Here is an 18,260-nt window from a genome sequence, read left to right as displayed (position 1 = left end):
AGACTGGCACTCATCGTTTGCAATCGTTGAAAAACAGCTGCATAAAAAAAGAACAACAAAAAGGCTGTTTTTTATATTTATCATTTTAGAATCCACCTTTAATAGCACACGAATGCATACTTAAAATTAAATAACGGGCCGCAGCTAAGCAATTAATAAATGGGCTTTACCTTTAAGCTGATACTGTTATTAGGCTTAAGTAATAGTGAGAAATTGAAAAATTAATTTTAAAATATCATACATCATATGTTTGCAATATTGTTATGTTTTGTTTAGTGTAGCGATATTGTGATTTATAAACGCATTATTTACAACTCAACCATAAAATTAACTAGCCGTAATAGTCTAATATAACCAATATGTTAGCTATGGTGTAATTAATATTTTTTAGCTATGTGCTTAACTATTATATTAAATAGGAAACTGTGATGAATAAGCTACTTGTTCTTCTTTCTGTATGTTTAGGCTTTTGCGTTAGTGCTAATGCAATGGCAAAAGCACAAACAGAAAAACCTAATATTGTTTTAATTTTTGCTGATGACGCAGGTTTTGGTGATTTTGGCTTTCAAGGTAGTACGCAGCTTAAAACACCTAATTTAGATAAACTCGCCCAAAGCGGTGTCCGTTTTACCCAAGGTTACGTGAGTGATTCTACTTGTGGTCCTTCACGCGCAGGTTTAATGACAGGTAAGTACCAGCAACGTTTTGGTTACGAAGAAATTAATGTACCTGGTTTTATGAGCGATAACTCGGCACTTAAAGGTGCAGATATGGGCTTGCCATTAGATCAAAAAACAATGGGCGATTACCTTAAGGAGCAGGGTTATAAAACAGCGGTATTTGGTAAGTGGCATTTAGGTGACGCCGACAGATTTCATCCTTTAAAACGTGGTTTTGATACCTTTTTAGGTTTTAGAGGTGGCGACAGAAGCTACTTTAACTATTCAGAACAAGAAATGAAAAATGGAAACAAACATTTTTTTGATAAAAAATTAGAACGCGACTTTGGTAATTACGAAGAGCCAAAAGAGTACTTAACCGATGTGTTAGGTAAAGAAGCCGCTAAATACATTGAACAAAACAAAGACGAACCATTTTTCATCTACTTAGCTTTTAATGCAGTACATACTCCGCTTGAATCAGATCCTAAAGATTTAGCTAAGTTTCCAAACTTAACGGGTAAACGTAAAGAACTTGCTGCAATGACCCTAGGTCTAGACAGAGCCAGTGGTTACGTACTTGATAAACTTAAAGAGCTAGGCTTAGATGACAATACTATTGTAGTTTTTTCAAACGACAACGGTGGCCCATCTGATAAAAACGCATCAAATAATGCACCACTTGCAGGTACTAAATCAAACCAGTTAGAAGGGGGAATTCGTGTACCATTTTTAATTAGTTGGCCAAAGCATATTAAACCAGGTTCGACTTACGACTACCCAGTAAGCACACTCGATTTACTGCCTACTTTTTACAGTGCAGCTAAAGGTAAAGCGTTAGGTAGTGATATTGATGGCGTTGATTTACTCCCTTATATTCAAGGTGAAAACACAGCACGCCCACATAAAGTGATGTACTGGAAAAAAGAAAACAGAGCTGTAATACGCGATAACGATTGGAAACTCATTCGTTACCCAGACAGACCAGCAGAGCTATACGACCTAAGCTCTGACATTAGTGAACAAACAGATTTAGCAGCAAAAAATCCTGAACGTGTTAAAACTATGTTTAAATCATTGTTTGAATGGGAATTAACGTTAGAGCGCCCGCGCTGGTTATTAAAAAGAAAATATGAAAAATATGATATAGACCGCATGGATAAATACCGTTTACCAGCAACTCAACCTTAATAACGCATAGGTAATAATAATGAAAATAGAATCCGTTGAAGCGCTTTTAGGCTGCGTAGGAAAACGTAATCAGCTATTAGTAAAAGTAGTAACCGAATGTGGCATAGTTGGCTGGGGCGAATCGGGTTTATCAAATCGAGAGCAGGCAGTTATTGGCGCAATACAGCACTTTTCGGGTTTTTTAAAAGGGCAAGATCCGCGTAAAATAGGCCGTATTTGGCAAGAGCTTTATCGTAGTCATTATTTTGAAGGGGGCCGTGTAATTACGGCTGCTATTTCGGCAATTGATATTGCACTTTATGATATTTTAGGTAAGTCATTACAAGTGCCTGTTTATCAGTTGTTAGGGGGTAAACAACGCGAGCACATAGCGTGCTTTGCGTGTTGTTATACAGAAGCAGATCCTGATAAATTTGACGATTTAGTTAAAGAAGCAAAAGCGCTTATCGCGCTCGGCTGGACAACAATAAGAGTCATACCGAGTCGTTTTGACGATTTACAGTTTTTTGAACCACAAGAATCTATAACGCGAACAGCGCGTTGCTTAAATGAATTACGAAAAGTACTGGGGCCTGATATTACACTCGGTATTGATTACCATCACAGATTAAGCGTGGCTGAGGCCGCTTCGTTTTGCCAACGTTTAAAGCCCGACACACTCGATTTTATTGAAGAACCGATTCGTCATGAATCTCCTGATGCCTATAAAACACTGCGTACTTTAACGCATATTCCTTTTGCAATTGGTGAAGAGTTTAGCTCTAAATGGGCAGCTAAGCCTTATATAGAACAGGGACTTACTCAGTATTTACGTGTGGATGTGTGTAACATTGGAGGCTTAACAGAAGCAATGAAAGTGGCTGGTTGGGCTGAGGCACATTATATAGATGTTATGCCACACAACCCGCTTGGTCCCGTGTGTACAGCAGCAACAAATCACTTTGCAGCAGCACTACCAAACTTAGGCTTAATGGAAACACACCAAGGTCCGTTTAGTGAATTTGGCGCCCATGATCCACTTCTTTTTCCTAAGCAGCATGTATTAACAGGCAATAAATTTACTATTCCTGAAGTACCAGGTTTAGGTGTTGAAGTGAACGAAGCCGCCTTTAGATTGGCAACCCCAGTAGAAACCGAAGCGCCGCATTTATCAAAGCGTGATGGTTCACATACCAACTGGTAACTAGTTAGAGAGTTAAATGAATACACTTACAGCGACTGTTTTTGATAACACACTAAATTTTGTCGGCGAGGGCCCTTTGTGGCACCCGATCACACAAACGCTTTATTGGGTTGATTTTCCAAACCATATTTTGTACAGCAAAAAAGGCGACCATAAAGTTGAGCAACGCTTAGATGATATGGTTACCGCTCTGGCTTTGGTAAACAATGAAACCCTATTACTAGCAAGTGATAAAGGCCTAAGTGCCTATAATACCAGTACGCATAAGCAAACTTTCTTGTGCAGTGTTGAAGCAGATAAACCTGACAACAGAAGTAACGACGGACGTGCCGATCCGTGGGGTGGGTTTTGGATAAGCACAATGCATGGCGATGCTAAAGAAAACGAAGGGGCTATATATCGTTTTCACAACGGAGTACTTACTCAGGTTGTTAGTGATTTAACGATACCCAACGGTATTTGTTTTGATAAGTCGCGTGCTAGAGCTTATTACGCAGATTCAAAAACGCAAAAAATTTACCGATTTGACGTCGACTCACTTACGGGTTCGCCAATAGCGGAGAGTGTGTTGTTTTTTGACTATTCAAGTTCAGCTGTATCACCTGATGGGGCTGTAATTGATAGCGAAGGCAACATGTGGATTGCACTTTGGGATGGCGCGCGTGTAGATTGCATATCGCCCGAAGCAAAGGTAATTGAAAGCTTAGCGACTCAAACACCTCGCCCTACCTGCCCAGCGTTTGGCGATGACGGTACAACACTTTACGTAACGTCAGCACAATGTGGCCTAGAAGATACCCCATTTGATGCTATACCTCACGGCACTACGCTTGCATTTAAAAATGCGGTAAAAGGCGTGTTTGAGCCTTGCGTTAAAATAGACGGCTTTTAATTTTAAGTATTTACTTTAAATATTAATTTTGTGTTTTTTCCTCTTACATTAATTAGATGTGAGAGGAAAACACATTGCACAGATAAACATCATATGTTTATATTGTTTTTACTAATTCTATCAATGTTATTCTTTTATATGTTGTAGATCACTCATTACCAACACAATAAAAGTATAAAAATAAACTAAGGGTAATACATTGAAAGACACACACACACAATCAACAAAAGCGATTAAGTACTCCCTCATTGCAGCATTTGGCGGGTTTGTATTTGGCCTAGACGCGGCCAATATATCCGGAGCATTACGCTATGTTAGCTCGCAGTTTGAGCTAACCAGTTTGGAAACAGGTAATGTTGTTGGTTGCGCCATTGTTGGCGTAATCATCGCACTGTTTTTTACAGGTACTTTATGTCAAAAATTTGGTCGTAAAAAGGTACTTATTGGCATTGCTTTAACGTATTCACTCTCTACGGTTATTTCTGCTTTTGCAGTAAGTTACCCCATGCTGGTTGTTGGGCGTTTTATAGGAGGGGTCGCATTTGCCTCTATAACTGTCTCAGCCATGTATATTGGTGAAATTGCACCCGCTAATAAACGAGGCCAATTTGTATCAGTTAATCAGTTGCTTATAACATTAGGTAGTTTATTTGCGTTTGTTGTTAATTACTTTTTTGTTAAAAACATGGGCTCAATTGAATGGTTAAATGAAGCCAATATTTGGCGTTATATGCTTGGCTTTGAAATTGTGCCTAATATTATTTGGTTTTCGTTATTAATGACGATTCCTGAATCTCCGCGCTGGTTAATAAGCAAAAAACGTGATGAAGAAGCACGCGCCGTATTCAAAGGTATGGGAATCAATAACAACGATACCGAAGTAGTACTTAATGATATTAAAGCAACCATTCAAGAAGATTCAAAAAACAGTGCGCTTGAACAACTTAAAGTCTTGTTTAGTAAGCCTATGCGTTTTGTTGTATTACTTGCTGTATGTTACGCAGTAGTGCAGGGCGCAACCGGCATGAACGCGGTATTGTTTTATGCACCTACGGTATTTGAACAAATAGGTATGAGCGTCGAAAACTCATTCTTGCAAACAATAGTACTTGGTGCGGTATCTGTATTATTTACATTGGTCGCCATATTTTTTGTTGAAAAACTCGGCAGAAGAACATTAACGATTACCGGTTTACTGCTTATTGCTGTTGCGCATGTATCAATTTGGTATGGCTTTGAAAATGCCACGTACTCACTTAACAGTGAAGCAATAACCAAAGTTGCAGAGCAAAAAGTAGATATTACAAAGCTGCACGTTTTCGAAAATAAAATATACAGCACCGATGTTGCTCTAAAAGCAGATCTTGCCACTATTTACAGTAAAAAAGAGCTACCAGTTGTTACGGGTGCAATTATTAATGCTTCTATAAATATTAGTCCTGCGTATGTTTTATTTGGACTATTTGCATTTTTAGCGGCTTTTAATATGTCGATAGGGCCAATAATGTGGGTGATATTTTCGGAGATATTTTCAAGCCGAGTACGCAGCGTTGCGCTACCATTTGCTGCCTTAGTACAGAGTATTTCTAGCTGGAGTATTCAGCAGTTTTTCCCTTGGCAATTAGAGAACATGGGCGCAGCAAACACGTTTTTATATTACGGAGGCGTCGCTATTGTAGGCTGTATTGTTATGGCATTCATACTTCCCGAAACTAAGGGCAAGTCTATTGAGGCCATTGAACGCGATTTGGTCCCTGGGTTCAATAAATAAGGAATATGACTATGTCATCACGATTATTAAACGAAGTTGCTATTGTCACTGGCGCAGCCGATGGTATTGGTAAAACAGTTGCACGCGTATTTTGTGAGCAAGGTGCTAAAGTGTGTGTTGCTGATATAAATAAAGAAATGGGTGAAAGTGTTGTAGCAGAGCTAAAAAGCAAAGGTTTTGATGCTATTTTTGCTCATACCGATATTAGTGATGAAACGGCTATAAAAAGCATGGTTGAAAAAGTAGTTAATGAACTCGGCAAGCCCAGTATTTTAGTTAATAACGCGGCTTTAATTAGCCCCGGGCGCAACGTAGATGACGTTACTCCACAAATGTGGCGGGATAGCTTTGCGGTTAATGTTGAAGGTATGTGGCAGTGTGCTGTAGCTGTACTTGAGCATATGAAAGACTTAGGCCGTGGCAGTATTATAAATGTAGGTTCAGTACATTCTTATAAAATTGTACCGGGATATTTTCCATATGCGGTAACTAAGCATGCGGTTATAGGGTTAACTAAAAACTTGGCCGTTGAATACGCAAAGCACAACATACGAGTAAACGCACTTTGCCCAGGCATGATAGAAACACCTATGGCGTTTAAGTCGTGGGAGCAAACAGACGATCCGCAAGCTTCACGCAAAGCAATGGGCGATGTACATCCTTTAAAACGAAATGGAACAACTGAAGAAATCGCTTATCCAGCCGTATTTTTAGCCAGTTCAGATTCGAGTTTTATGACAGGGCAAAGCTTAATTATTGATGGTGGCCGTTCTGTAATTTATCACGATTAAAGTGCTTAATTTAACACACTGTAAAGCTCATGGGTTTGAGGCTATTTTGCTAAAAAATAGTGAGCTTGCTATCACAGTCATTCCTCAGTTGGGTGCAAAAGTCATCTCTATTGTGAGTTTAAATCACAATAGAGAGTGGCTTGCACACGATAAACAAATTACTTTAAAACCTTCAAAAAACAATGATTTTTCTGAGCATGATAGTGGTGGCTGGGATGAATGTTTTCCGAGTATTTCTCCTCAATTGTATGATTATATTCCCGATAAAGCGCATTTTTCACATGATCATGGGGAGTTGTGGTGCCAGTCATGGCAGATAACGAATACCCATATCAGCGATGAAGAAATAATACTTAGTTTACAAGCTGAGGTTTTTGACTCTACTTTTACATTTATAAGAACGTTTACTTTGAAAAAACACAATAAGCGGCTGCTTGTTGATTACCACGTAAAAAATAACACAACTCATAATCTCCCTTTTATTTGGTCAGCGCATCCTATTTTTGCCATAAAGCCAGAGATGCGTATTTTAATAAATAACAAACAGATGGAGTTTAAAGTTGATGAAGGGCTTAGTCGTTTTTATAACGTTAATAGTGTGTTTGTTGACTGGAATGAGTGCTCAACTAGAGTCCCGCCGCTAAGCAAAGTCATGCCGTATAACAGTGGTTTTGCAAGTAAGGTTTTTAGCAAACACTTAAATACGGGCACTCATAAAGATCAAAATATAATTGTAAAACTGGTTGATGATAAAGCCCGGCAAAGCTGCGGGTTTGAATTTTCATCAGCAAGCATAAGTCATTTAGGGCTTTGGTTTAATTACAATGGTTGGTCTGCCAATGAGCATCTTCCACCTTTTGTGCTTGGGATAGAACCTTGCATAGGCAATAACGATTCTTTACACAAAGCCATGGCGAGTGAAGAGGAGGGCTTAATTAGAGGCAATGCTCATAAATCTTGGCATATGAGTTTTTTTGTTAATTAAATGTATTTTGTGTTTGCTCAATCAAACATCATATGTTTAAATAGTTATTATGTATTGAGGCCAAGTGTCTTACTTTAATCATTTAGCCCTTAGGGTGTTGTAGATAATAATGGAGCGACAGAATGCTTTCTAAACAATTGTATATTGGTGGAAAATTAATAACGAGTGACGCAACGACTGAAATTATTAATCCTGCAACACTCGAAGTTGTAGGCGAAATTTCGGCTGCAGGTATTGATGAGGCAAACATGGCCTTAGAGTCTGCGCAAGAAGCATTTTTAAGTTGGTCTACAACGCCTGCAACAGAGCGTGCTCAATGGATGCTTAAACTGCGTGATGCGGTAATTGCAAACGAGCAACATTTACGTGAATGTGTGCATTTAGAAATGGCTAAACCATGGCAGTCAACAGTTGACGACTTTCAAATGTTAGTTGATAGCCTTAATTTTTACGCTGATGCCATTGTTAATATCGCCGATGAAGAATTAACAGATAATGAAGGTACGCACAGCCACGTTCTTTCGCGTGAACCTGTTGGTGTGGCTGCAGCATTTTTAGCATGGAACTTTCCATTATTAAACTTAGCTTATAAATTAGGGCCGGCCATGGCTGCGGGCTGTCCGCTTGTAGTAAAGCCGTCAAGTAAAACGCCTTTGTCTGCTTATGCAGTAGGCGAATTATGTGAACAAATCGGATTGCCAGCTGGTGTGGTTAATATACTTTCGGGCACGGATAGCACCGTAGGCGATGCTATTTCAGCATCAACTATCCCCTCTGTACTTACTTTAATTGGTTCTACAAATGTGGGTAAACATGTAATTGCAACCGGTGCTACGTCAATCAAGCGTTATTCAATGGAACTTGGTGGTAATGCGCCTGCCATTGTATGCAGCGATGCAAATTTAGATAACGCAGCCGATGTAATTTGTGGCGTTAAGTTTGCCAACGCAGGGCAAATTTGTGTTACTCCAAATCGTGTATTTGTACACGAAAGCGTTGCAGACGAATTTATTGAAAAAGTACTTACTCGTGCAAAAGCAGTAAAAGTTGGTTTTGATAAAAATGATGCTATTGATATGGGCCCGGTTATGGATGCTAACTCATGGCAGCGTATTGATGATCTTGTCAAAGGTGCACAGCAAAATGGCGCTAAATTACAGTGTGGTGGTAAAAAGCCCGCAGGTGTTATTGGCTATTTTTACGAGCCAACGGTGCTTACCAATATTGACTCGAACATGAAAATTTATAAAGAAGAAATATTTGGCCCGGTTATTAGCATTGTTACATTTAGCGATGAAGAACAGGTACTTAAAGATGCGAACGACACCGATGCTGGTTTGAGCTCATTTATTTTTAGCAGCAACGAAGACACAATATCTCACTTTGCAAAGCATTTACGTTTTGGCGAAGTACAAGTAAACGGTATTAAATACAGTATTAATTTACCGCACTTTGGCATTAAACAATCGGGTGTTGGGGCTGATTGCTCGTTATTAGCTTTAGATGATTATCTTGTCTATAAGCGTGTTTCACGTGCGTTAAAGGTTTAAGGAACAGACAATGAAAATCACTCAAATTATTAGCCACGTTTTACAATATGACCTAGACGAAGAACTTGGTTATTCGCAGCAATATTACGCTAAACGCACTGCGCATTTAGTTGAAGTTCGTACCGACATAGGTATTACAGGTTGGGGCGAATGTTTTGGCGGTGGTGGCGTGGCATTTGCTAATAAAACCATTGTTGAGCATGTTATTCAACCCATGATTTTGGGAATGGACCCACTCGACAGAGAAGTAATTTGGCATAAAGTTTATAACTTACTGCGCGATCATGGTCAAAAAGGTATGCCTATTCAGTCTTTATCTGGTGTAGATATTGCTTTGTGGGACATTGCAGGTAAATTTTTAGATCAACCCGTTTATAAGTTGTTAGGGGGGGCTTTTAGAGACCGAATTCCTGCTTATGGGTACGGCATGATGTTACAAAAGTTTCCTAACCTAGAAGAACGCTTTACCGAAGAAAGCCAACGTATTAAAGAAATGGGCTTTACGGCAATGAAAATGAAAATAGGCCTTTCACCAGATCGCGATATAAAGCTTGTTGAAGCTGTGCGAAAAGGCATTGGTCGCGATATGCGGCTAATGGTTGACGCTAACCATGCATACACCGCGCGCGAAGCTATTCCGCTAGGTCGAGAGCTGCAAAATTTAGGCGTGTACTGGTTCGAAGAACCGGTCGCACCAGAGGATCATCAAGGCTACCGCGATTTATGTGAAGCACTTGATATGAGCATTGCTGGTGGCGAAGCTGAATTTACTCGTTGGGGCTTTAGAGATTTAATTAAAAACCGCTGCGTCGATTTATTGCAACCAGAAGTATGTGCACTAGGTGGTATTACCGAGTATCAAAAAGTATTAGCGATGGCGCACGCGCATTTTGTTCCTGTTATAAACCATGTGTGGGGTTCGGCTATTGCGGTTGGCACTAACCTACATTTATTGGCTGCATTACCTGATTTACCTGGTGCTGCACACCCAGTACAGCCTATGCTTGAGTACGATACAACGCCAAACTTATTTAGGGAGCAGCTATTGCAAGAGTCTCTAAACATTAACGAGCAAGTTAAAAATAACAACGGAACTGTTGCGCTACCACAAGGTCCAGGCCTTGGTATTGAGCCTGATCTTGATTTTATTAAACATTACGAAGTATCAATTTAATAATTAAGGGCAGAGTTCATGAGTAATAACAAAAGCAACTTACCAGCATTAATTATTGTTGACTGGGGAAGCTCCAACTTTAGAGCTTTCTTAGTCGATAACAAAGGCATGATTTTAGATACTGTCAATGGTGAGCAGGGCGTACTTTCGATTAAAAATGGTTGTTTAGAAACCGTATTACTTAGCTATATATCAGATTGGTTATTAGAATATAAAATGCCGATTATTATGGCTGGAATGGTAGGCGGCGCAATTGGTTGGCAAGATACAGGCTATGTAAATACGCCAGCCAACCTTGACAGTATGAGCGTAAGCCTTTGCAAAGCAAATAATAAAGCAGATCTACGAATTAGCATTGTGCCGGGTATTAAATACGTTATGGAAAATAACGTATGTGATGTAATGCGTGGTGAAGAAGTACAAGTATTTGGCGCCGTTTTAGATGTAGAGCAAACAGCGGGTGAGCTAAGTAATCAAACCTTGGGTGAGACTATGTTTTGCTTACCAGGCACACACTCTAAATGGGTAGAAGTTGCTAAAGATACTCAAAATAAAACAGTAATCACCAGCCTTACCACCTTCATGACCGGTGAAATGTTTGATTTATTGACTAAACAAAGCATTTTAGGTGAAGGGTTAGAGTCACTAGTTAGCACTCAAACAGACATGCCCAGCTTTTTAAAAGGCGTTGGGGTTAGTCAGGTTCAAAGCAGTTTATTAAGTGCATTATTTAGTGCGCGTACTTTGAAGTTAGATAAACAATTAGCGCTACAAAACGTCCCAAGTTACATATCTGGTTTACTTATTGGCGCTGAGCTCGCGGGTATTAGAAGTAAGTTAAATGACATTAAGCATGTTTATTTGATTGGTAACTCGAGCTTGAACACTCTCTATTGTGAAGCGTTAAAAGAACTTGGCTTTACTTCTTCTATTTTAAGCAGTGCAACAGCATCAACTAAAGGCATGTTTACGCTTGCTATAAATGCGGGTTTAGTCACTGAAAAGGAATCTCAATTATGTCATTAATTTCGTTAACTCACGCTATGAAACAATTACCACTGGTTGCTATTTTACGAGGTATTACTCCAATCGAAGTGCTTGATTATGCAGAGGTACTTATTGATATTGGCTACCGCGTAATTGAAGTGCCACTTAATTCTCCTGATGCATTTAAAAGTATTAAGCTATTAAGTGATAAGTACGCAGATATAGCCATTATTGGCGCAGGTACGGTTGTTACCAAAGACGAAGTTAATCAAGTAATTAAAGCGGGTGGCCGTATTATTATATCGCCGCATAGCGATGTAGAGCTAATCCGTTTTAGTAAATTAAAAGGACTGTATTGCGTACCAGGATTTTATACACCGACTGAAGGCTTTGCCGCACTTCATGCTGGTGCAGACGCACTTAAATTTTTTCCGGCAGATACCGCAGGTCCAAAAGGTTTAAAAGCGATTACCACAGTACTTTCCAATATTGATATTTATCCTGTCGGTGGCGTGTCGCCTCAGAATCAAGATGAGTTTGTTGATGCAGGCGCATCAGGGTTTGGTTTAGGGAGTGGTTTATATAAAGTAGGAATGGGTTTAGAAGAGTTTACGGCTAATGCTAAAAAGTACGCTGCATATTACCTTTAGTTAATTTGAATTTATAAAAAACGTTGTTGTGTTTGCATCGCTAGCTCATCATTCCTCTCACTTTAAATGATGAGCTAGCGGTGCTATTTAGAATAAATTAAATATCCATTAACTTAGCTAAATTGGCTTTAGCATCAGCTAAAAGCTTTTCGGTAAGGGCTTGAGCTTTTTCACTATTACCCGTAGCAATAGCATCAAATACTTCTCTGTGAAATGGAATTGAAGCATGATTACTTTGTGCACTTTGGTTCGTTACTTTAATACTGACAAGTAACGCTGAAAAAATAACGCATTCCATCGAAATGAATAATTCATTATGAGAAGCCCGTAAAATAGCGCCATGAAAATGTGCATCAGCAATAACAAATTTATCTAAATCGCTTACCGAACTTTGCATTTCATTTAATGCATTTTCAATTGCTTTAATATCCTCAGGCTTTGCGCGTTGGGCTGCTACACTGGCTGCTTTTGGTTCAAATGCTAATCGAAATTCCATTAATTGAGTTAAAAACTCGGGGTTAAGTGGGGCGCTTAAATGCCATGCAAGAACATCATCGTCAAGTAAAGCCCAGTTATCACGCGTTTTTACACGAGTGCCAATGCCTCGGCGGACATCTAAAAGTCCTTTACCGACAAGAATTTTTACTGCATCACGAACAACAACTCGACTTACTTGAAAGCGTTCAGCTAAACGGTTTTCATCATCAATTAGCGAGCCAGGAGTATATGTGCCAGCAACAATTCTACGGCCTAATTCTTTAGCTACCTGCACCGGTAAGCTGGGTGACATGGCGCTGCTGCGTCTTAGATCGTAGTACGTTAATTCGCTCATAGTATCTTAGTGTCCGTATTATTTATTTATACATACTATTTATACGAATTTGCGACAATAAACAATGGCTATTTGCTATTTACTGTAGCAGAAAGACGAAAGCTGGCATCTTTGAGGAGTTTTTCGGTGAGTAATTCGGCTTTATCGGCATCTTTTGCAGCAATTGCTTCGTAGACTTCACGATGAAATGGAATGGATGCACCGTTATCGCGGGGGTCTTTATTTGTTACTTTAATACTGACTAAAAGTGCAGAATAAATAACGCCTTCCATTGAGGCTAAAAAGCTATTTTGAGCTGCTTTTATAATGGCTTTATGAAATAAAGAGTCAGCAATAATAAAATCTTCTGCGCTATTATCTGTTTCAGCCATGCGATCGCATGCAGCTGCAATTTCAATTAAATCTTCGGGACGTGCGCGTTCTGCAGCCCAGCGAGCAGCTTTTGGTTCAAAAGCCAAACGAACATCCATTAATTGCTCTAAAAACTTACGATTAGGTGGTGCTGACAAATGCCATGCTAATACGTCATCGTCCAGCATGTTCCATCTATCTCGAGGTAGTACACGCGTGCCAATACCTCTGCGTACATCAAGTAGACCTTTGCTTACTAAGATTTTTACCGCATCGCGTACTACCACACGGCTTACTTGGTAGCGTTTAGCGAGTGCATCTTCATCATCAATTAAACTGCCGGCTTCAAATGATCCAGACACAATGCGTCTGCCAATTTCTTTAGCCACTTGAACAGAAAGGCTCGCTGCCATTCCTGATGTTTGTTTTAGGTCGTAATATATAAGTTCGCTCATACCTTCAATATAAACATATTATGTTTGGCTGGTCAATGTAATGTGTACAAAATAGGGGGGGTAACTAATTTTAAACGTTGCATAGTGGGAATATAATAAAGATCGCTGATGAGCGATCTTTATAACAATTTGGGTTACTGCAATAAAGCGTTAAAACTTAGCGCGTAAACCTATACGGTAGCGCGGACCAGTATATTGGGTATTAATTACACGCTCTTTTACATCGGCATATTGGTAGGTACGTTCATCAGTTATATTTATTGCTTCGCCCGTAAGCGTAAAGTTATCGTTAACCACATAAGACATACTAAAGTCGAGCTGACCATAGGCTGCAGTATGCTCTGGTAATCCACCACTGCGTATACCTGCTCGGCTACTTAAAAAGTCATCTCGCCAGTTGTAGGCTAAACGCGCTTGAAATGCATTTTTATCGTAGTAGGCAACAATGTTATAAGAGTTTTCGGCAAATCCCTCCAATTTATCACCAGGGTCGGTGACACCTGGAAGCTCTATTTTTTGTGTGTTTTTATTTGTTGTATCAGCCCATGTATAGTTTGCTTGCACACCTAAGCCATTTAAAAAGCTCGGTAAATAATCCATGTTATGTTGTACAGCAAGTTCTACCCCACTAATTGAGCCGCCTGATTGGTTTTGCTTCGTATTAATGGTTTCGTTTACATTGCCGTATCCATCAATACTTACTGATGAATCAATATATTGCGACCCATCCCAAATGTCGGGTGTATTATCTAAATAAGTTATTTGTGCAATTGTGCTAGATATATCCTTTTTGAAAAAGTTAACTGCGTAAGCATCGCCGCTATCACTATAATATTCAAAAGATAAATCGTATTGATCAGCCTTATAGGGTGCTAAATAAGGATTGCCACCTGTTTGAGAAAAGCTACCTGCTTGCATATCTGTATACGTTGTTTGTACACCAATGTCGTCAATGGCAGGGCGCGACATTACTTTAGCAGCTGCGGCTCTTACCAATAAATTATCACTTAAATTAATACTAAAATTAACACTAGGTAACCAGTTAGTGTAACTATTTTTTGCTTTAAGGCTTCCTGGGTCTGTGTAATCAACTACTAGTAAAGGTTGGCCATTATCAAGTTCACCGGTATAACCTAAACGTCGTTTACCGTAACCACTTGAACTTGTATCAGTTTTTACGTAACGAACTCCTACATTACCGCGCCAATCGTAATCACTAATTAAGCCGCTTAGGTTCAACTGCGAATAAGCACTTATTTTCTCTTCTTTCACACTTGATGATGCAATTTCGTTATATTGCTCGTTTGGCCAATTTGGGTTTTTGGTCATATCACGAATAGCGCTATGGTATTTATTTATATCAGCAAACAAAAAGTCACGCGGAAAATTACCCGGCTCACTGCTTAAAAAATCTGAATAGGGACTTGCTGAAAATATGTCATCAGGCATGTCTCTAAGTTCGCCACAAATATCGGCATCGGGTGCTACTAAGCCACAGTTATCTTCATGGAATGTTTCAAAGCGATCTCTTATTTTTTCACGATCTGAATACGCAATACCAAAATCGATTGAATCTAAGGTTAGGCTTTCAGTGAACTCTAAGTCGAGTAGGTATTTCCCTTTTGTTTGTAGCTCCGTAATCGTGTCTTGCAATTCGTAATGTGAAACTTGATTCCAATGTGCTCTTACGCTTGTCGGCGAAGCATAATCAATGGTTGTGTCTAAATTAACGGTATCAGTGTTTCTAAAATCAAAATCTAAACTGTCGTTTCGCTCAGGTGAGATATAATTAGGAACTAATAAGTCATTTCGCGGCGTTGATTTAGATGTTGAATGGCTTATATCAAACTCAAGCGTTAATACATCAAACTCTTTTACAGAATTAAATCCAAACGCCTGTGTTTTTGATTTTGATTCAAGCTCTTGAAATAAAACATCAATTCTAAAATCTACATTGTCACCGGTTCCGCCCAGTGTTCTTCCCGAAAACTTAGTGCCTGATAAAATTGTACCCTTGTCTGACACGACCACATTTCGCCAATTAGGATATTGTAAACCGGCTTGTAAACCTTGAGTTTGAGTTTCTACCGAGAGGTCGGTATACATGTAATCAAATGTATTAGTGAAACTTGAATCTGGTGCCCACTGAAAACTGGTATTAATACCAATACGTTCGCGATGCTCTTGTCCTAATGCGTACTCAATTCGACCTGCATGGCGAAGCATGCTCGGCGTCACCACATTTCCATCTAAATTATGAATGTCGCCTTCAATAACACCTGGCTCATTATTAAGTAATAACCAGCGAGTTGTACCCATTGAATCGTATCGGTTATCACTTTTTTGTTGCGAAAGAGCAATATTAAAACCGAATGTTTCATCAGCAAACGTATTGCTAAATAATGCAGAGTATTCAGGGCTTGTTTCGCCAGAAAGCTCACTGTATTTAGCGTTTATAGAGCCCAGCACATGCAATCCTGGATTATCTAAAGGGCGTGCTGTTTTAACGTTAACATAAGCACCAATACTGCCTTCAGGCGTTTTAGCGGTGGGGGACTTAACTACATCAGCCCCCGAAATTAGCTCTGCTGCTAATACTTGAAAATCAAATGAGCGACCAATTTCAGAGGTTGCTAATGTACGTCCGTTTAAAGTAACAACGTTAAATTCTGGGCCGAAACCACGAACTGTTATTTTTGAGCCCTCACCATTTACACGGTTAATTGAAACACCTGGAATACGCTGCAAGGATTCGGCAACGTTTTGATCTGGAAACTTACCAATATCTTCAGCAACAATACTATCTTGAACACTATCGCTGTAACGTTTTAATGAGGACGCGGCCTCTAAACTTGAGCGAACGCCCGTAACTACAATTATTTCAGTGTCACCTTTACCTTCGCTTTGTGTAGCCGCTTGTGCAAAAGAGCAACTTGAAAGGGTAGCTAAAATAGCAAGCACAATCTTTTTCTTATGATACATAGTGATCTCCATATTGGTGTGTAGTTGTGTCAGATTAAAGGTATTTACTAATGAAACCGTATATTTGATAAATAAACTTAAAGCAATATTGCGTCATACGAATCTAAACATCACATGTATTGGCGTCAAGTTAAATTTGTAAAACACATTTTGTATTCGCGATTTTAGTTCCCACATGCTACTTAAACACAAAATTAAACTGGCTTATTTGTGTTATTTATATAAACATAATATGTTAGTTAATTGAATACATAAAAGGTAGGGTAAAGTTTGATAGAAAACCTATTAACGTGGGATATATTTATGCGTTGTATTATTCCGTTATTGGTAGCTAATATATTTTTTATGGCACTGGTTTACTTCTCTCTCGTACGTAAACGTTTTGGTACTGCCTATAACTATTATGTAATATTTTTTATTACATTTATTTTTTATTTGTGCGGGCCTTTACTTAACGCACTTCCTATTGAGCATACTAAACCTTACCTGCAGCTCGGGCGTACTATTTTATTTTTTTGGTTCGGACTTCCTTCTTTATTGGTTGCCCTTTTTAGACAATCAGACATATTGCTGCCCCATGCAGTACAATATTTCAGCTACGCTTTTGGCTTTGTATTTTCACTTAGTTATTTGGTATTAACTGATTTGACTCACCCTAAAATAAACGTGCTTTTAGATTTTGGGGTCGTTATTGGACCTTTTACTTGGCTGGTAATAAACCATGTTTATTACTTACAGGTAGTGGCTATTATGATGTTATTAATTTTGCCATGTGGATATTTGCTTTTGCATGGGAAAAATCTGAAAAACCATGGCTATATATACAGTGCATTATGTTTAGGTGTTGTCGCTGTGCTAGGGAGTGTTTACCAGCATTGGGTATTCTATTATGCGGGTACAAGTGTTTGTGGTCTAATTTGGGCTGCAGCAATATTTAAAGATATATACATTACAAATAACGCGCTTAGGTTAAATACTGCGCCAGCGTCACTCTTTAAACCTGAAAAAAATCATACATTGGATAAAAATAAGTTTATAAATAGCTCTCTTTTGCTCAAGAATAAGCTTAAAAAAGCTAATTTAATAGTATGTTTCGGCGTCGTAAAATCACAGCTAAATAAACGTTACTTAGCCTCGGTCTTTAAATACGTTAATAAATATTTTTCCCAAGTTACTTACATTTTTCTATCCGACAAACATTTAGTAAAACATAACACTAATACCAAAGGGGTTAGTGTTAATGAAGATGTTGTAAGAGCTGCGCAGCGATATATCGACAAAAATTACTCTAAAAACATTAACATTGACATAATTGCCTGTGCCATTGGAGTAAGTCGTTCTTACTTAATAAAGCAATTTAGGCAGGTAACAAGTAATACAATTAACAATCAAATAATTGATATACGAATAGAAAAAGCAAAGGTTATGTTGCTTGAAAAGTCCGTAACAGAAACGGCCTTTGAGGTTGGTTTTAATAATTCAAATTATTTTGCTACGGTTTTCAAAAAAAGAACAAACTTTACCCCGAGGCAATTTAAAGATATTTTTACTGGGAAAACTACAACTAAATAATGGGTAAAAGCCGTTTTTAGAGAACTTAGTACCCATATTTTGAGGTTTATACCATTATTTTCATATTAAATTAGCTAATCGGCCATGTTGCATTCGTGCAATTTATCGGCTGATGTTAGGCATTAAATTATGCAGTTAAATAACCTTGTTTCCCTGTGTAAATTAATGCCTGACCACGCAATTCTGTACACAGTTTTTATGTGTTTACAGATTCGGTTTATACTGACAACTAATG

General features: G+C 38.7%; 14 protein-coding genes. 11 read left to right on the top strand and 3 right to left on the bottom strand.

All coding sequences use genetic code 11. The features are described from left to right. Positions 1–428: 428 nt before the first annotated feature. The 10 genes from DC53_RS07785 to DC53_RS07830 all read left to right on the top strand — a co-directional run bounded on the left by DC53_RS07785 (position 429) and on the right by DC53_RS07830 (position 11,833). On the top strand, positions 429–1,850 hold the full coding sequence (locus DC53_RS07785; RefSeq protein WP_007378529.1) for a sulfatase: 1,422 nt from the start codon (positions 429–431) through the stop codon (positions 1,848–1,850). Between the two features lie 19 nt (positions 1,851–1,869). Continuing rightward, positions 1,870–3,033: a mandelate racemase/muconate lactonizing enzyme family protein gene (locus tag DC53_RS07790; RefSeq protein WP_007378528.1), complete on the top strand. Its 1,164-nt coding sequence runs from the start codon at positions 1,870–1,872 to the stop codon at positions 3,031–3,033. Positions 3,034–3,049: 16 nt separating this feature from the next. Next, positions 3,050–3,925, top strand: coding sequence for an SMP-30/gluconolactonase/LRE family protein (locus DC53_RS07795; protein WP_033030427.1), 876 nt, complete (start codon positions 3,050–3,052; stop codon positions 3,923–3,925). A 199-nt stretch (positions 3,926–4,124) separates the two neighbouring features. Beyond that, on the top strand, positions 4,125–5,696 hold the full coding sequence (locus DC53_RS07800) for a sugar porter family MFS transporter (RefSeq protein WP_045984436.1): 1,572 nt from the start codon (positions 4,125–4,127) through the stop codon (positions 5,694–5,696). Between the two features lie 11 nt (positions 5,697–5,707). Then, on the top strand, positions 5,708–6,487 hold the full coding sequence (locus tag DC53_RS07805; RefSeq protein WP_007378525.1) for an SDR family NAD(P)-dependent oxidoreductase: 780 nt from the start codon (positions 5,708–5,710) through the stop codon (positions 6,485–6,487). Positions 6,488–6,533: 46 nt separating this feature from the next. Beyond that, the gene (locus DC53_RS07810; protein WP_131649259.1) at positions 6,534–7,472 is read left to right on the top strand and encodes an aldose epimerase family protein; all 939 of its coding nucleotides are present in this window, start codon (positions 6,534–6,536) and stop codon (positions 7,470–7,472) included. A 122-nt stretch (positions 7,473–7,594) separates the two neighbouring features. Continuing rightward, positions 7,595–9,022: an NAD-dependent succinate-semialdehyde dehydrogenase gene (locus DC53_RS07815; protein WP_033030423.1), complete on the top strand. Its 1,428-nt coding sequence runs from the start codon at positions 7,595–7,597 to the stop codon at positions 9,020–9,022. A 10-nt stretch (positions 9,023–9,032) separates the two neighbouring features. Continuing rightward, entirely contained in the window at positions 9,033–10,196 is a 1,164-nt protein-coding gene (locus DC53_RS07820; protein WP_007378522.1) for a mandelate racemase/muconate lactonizing enzyme family protein, read from the top strand. An 18-nt stretch (positions 10,197–10,214) separates the two neighbouring features. Continuing rightward, complete coding sequence (locus tag DC53_RS07825) at positions 10,215–11,222, top strand: 2-dehydro-3-deoxygalactonokinase (protein WP_007378521.1); 1,008 nt, start codon at positions 10,215–10,217, stop codon at positions 11,220–11,222. Beyond that, complete coding sequence (locus tag DC53_RS07830; protein WP_033030421.1) at positions 11,213–11,833, top strand: 2-dehydro-3-deoxy-6-phosphogalactonate aldolase; 621 nt, start codon at positions 11,213–11,215, stop codon at positions 11,831–11,833. The genes DC53_RS07825 and DC53_RS07830 overlap by 10 nt, the downstream gene beginning before the upstream one ends. 97 nt (positions 11,834–11,930) lie before the next feature. Here the strand turns inward: DC53_RS07830 and DC53_RS07835 are convergent, their stop codons facing one another. The 3 genes from DC53_RS07835 to DC53_RS07845 form a co-directional block, all read right to left on the bottom strand. Next, complete coding sequence (locus DC53_RS07835; RefSeq protein ID WP_033023829.1) at positions 11,931–12,665, bottom strand: FadR/GntR family transcriptional regulator; 735 nt, start codon at positions 12,663–12,665, stop codon at positions 11,931–11,933. A 68-nt stretch (positions 12,666–12,733) separates the two neighbouring features. Then, positions 12,734–13,471 (bottom strand): FadR/GntR family transcriptional regulator, encoded by a 738-nt coding sequence (locus tag DC53_RS07840; protein ID WP_007378518.1) that lies wholly within the window; start codon positions 13,469–13,471, stop codon positions 12,734–12,736. Positions 13,472–13,621: 150 nt separating this feature from the next. Then, positions 13,622–16,453 carry a TonB-dependent receptor gene (locus DC53_RS07845; RefSeq protein WP_033030419.1) on the bottom strand — a complete coding sequence of 944 codons (2,832 nt, stop codon included), beginning with the start codon at positions 16,451–16,453 and terminating at the stop codon, positions 13,622–13,624. A gap of 303 nt (positions 16,454–16,756) precedes the next feature. Here DC53_RS07845 and DC53_RS07850 point away from each other — a divergent pair, with 303 nt between their 5' ends. After that, complete coding sequence (locus DC53_RS07850; RefSeq protein ID WP_033030417.1) at positions 16,757–18,025, top strand: helix-turn-helix transcriptional regulator; 1,269 nt, start codon at positions 16,757–16,759, stop codon at positions 18,023–18,025. Positions 18,026–18,260: the final 235 nt, after the last annotated feature.

Source organism: Pseudoalteromonas fuliginea (assembly GCF_000690055.1).
In the GTDB taxonomy this organism is placed as follows: domain Bacteria; phylum Pseudomonadota; class Gammaproteobacteria; order Enterobacterales; family Alteromonadaceae; genus Pseudoalteromonas; species Pseudoalteromonas fuliginea.
Note: the sequence above shows the minus strand (reverse complement) of the source record. Positions and strands in the feature narration are given on the sequence as shown.

What these genes read in the sequence shown, in the direction of transcription:
- DC53_RS07785 (WP_007378529.1), top strand. Translation starts at nt 429, where the DNA reads ATGAATAAGCTACTTGTTCTTCTTTCTGTATGTTTAGGCTTTTGCGTT.
- DC53_RS07790 (WP_007378528.1), top strand. Translation starts at nt 1,870, where the DNA reads ATGAAAATAGAATCCGTTGAAGCGCTTTTAGGCTGCGTAGGAAAACGT.
- DC53_RS07795 (WP_033030427.1), top strand. Translation starts at nt 3,050, where the DNA reads ATGAATACACTTACAGCGACTGTTTTTGATAACACACTAAATTTTGTC.
- DC53_RS07805 (WP_007378525.1), top strand. Translation starts at nt 5,708, where the DNA reads ATGTCATCACGATTATTAAACGAAGTTGCTATTGTCACTGGCGCAGCC.
- DC53_RS07815 (WP_033030423.1), top strand. Translation starts at nt 7,595, where the DNA reads ATGCTTTCTAAACAATTGTATATTGGTGGAAAATTAATAACGAGTGAC.
- DC53_RS07820 (WP_007378522.1), top strand. Translation starts at nt 9,033, where the DNA reads ATGAAAATCACTCAAATTATTAGCCACGTTTTACAATATGACCTAGAC.
- DC53_RS07825 (WP_007378521.1), top strand. Translation starts at nt 10,215, where the DNA reads ATGAGTAATAACAAAAGCAACTTACCAGCATTAATTATTGTTGACTGG.
- DC53_RS07830 (WP_033030421.1), top strand. Translation starts at nt 11,213, where the DNA reads ATGTCATTAATTTCGTTAACTCACGCTATGAAACAATTACCACTGGTT.
- DC53_RS07835 (WP_033023829.1), bottom strand. Translation starts at nt 12,665, where the DNA reads ATGAGCGAATTAACGTACTACGATCTAAGACGCAGCAGCGCCATGTCA.
- DC53_RS07840 (WP_007378518.1), bottom strand. Translation starts at nt 13,471, where the DNA reads ATGAGCGAACTTATATATTACGACCTAAAACAAACATCAGGAATGGCA.
- DC53_RS07845 (WP_033030419.1), bottom strand. Translation starts at nt 16,453, where the DNA reads ATGTATCATAAGAAAAAGATTGTGCTTGCTATTTTAGCTACCCTTTCA.
- DC53_RS07850 (WP_033030417.1), top strand. Translation starts at nt 16,757, where the DNA reads ATGCGTTGTATTATTCCGTTATTGGTAGCTAATATATTTTTTATGGCA.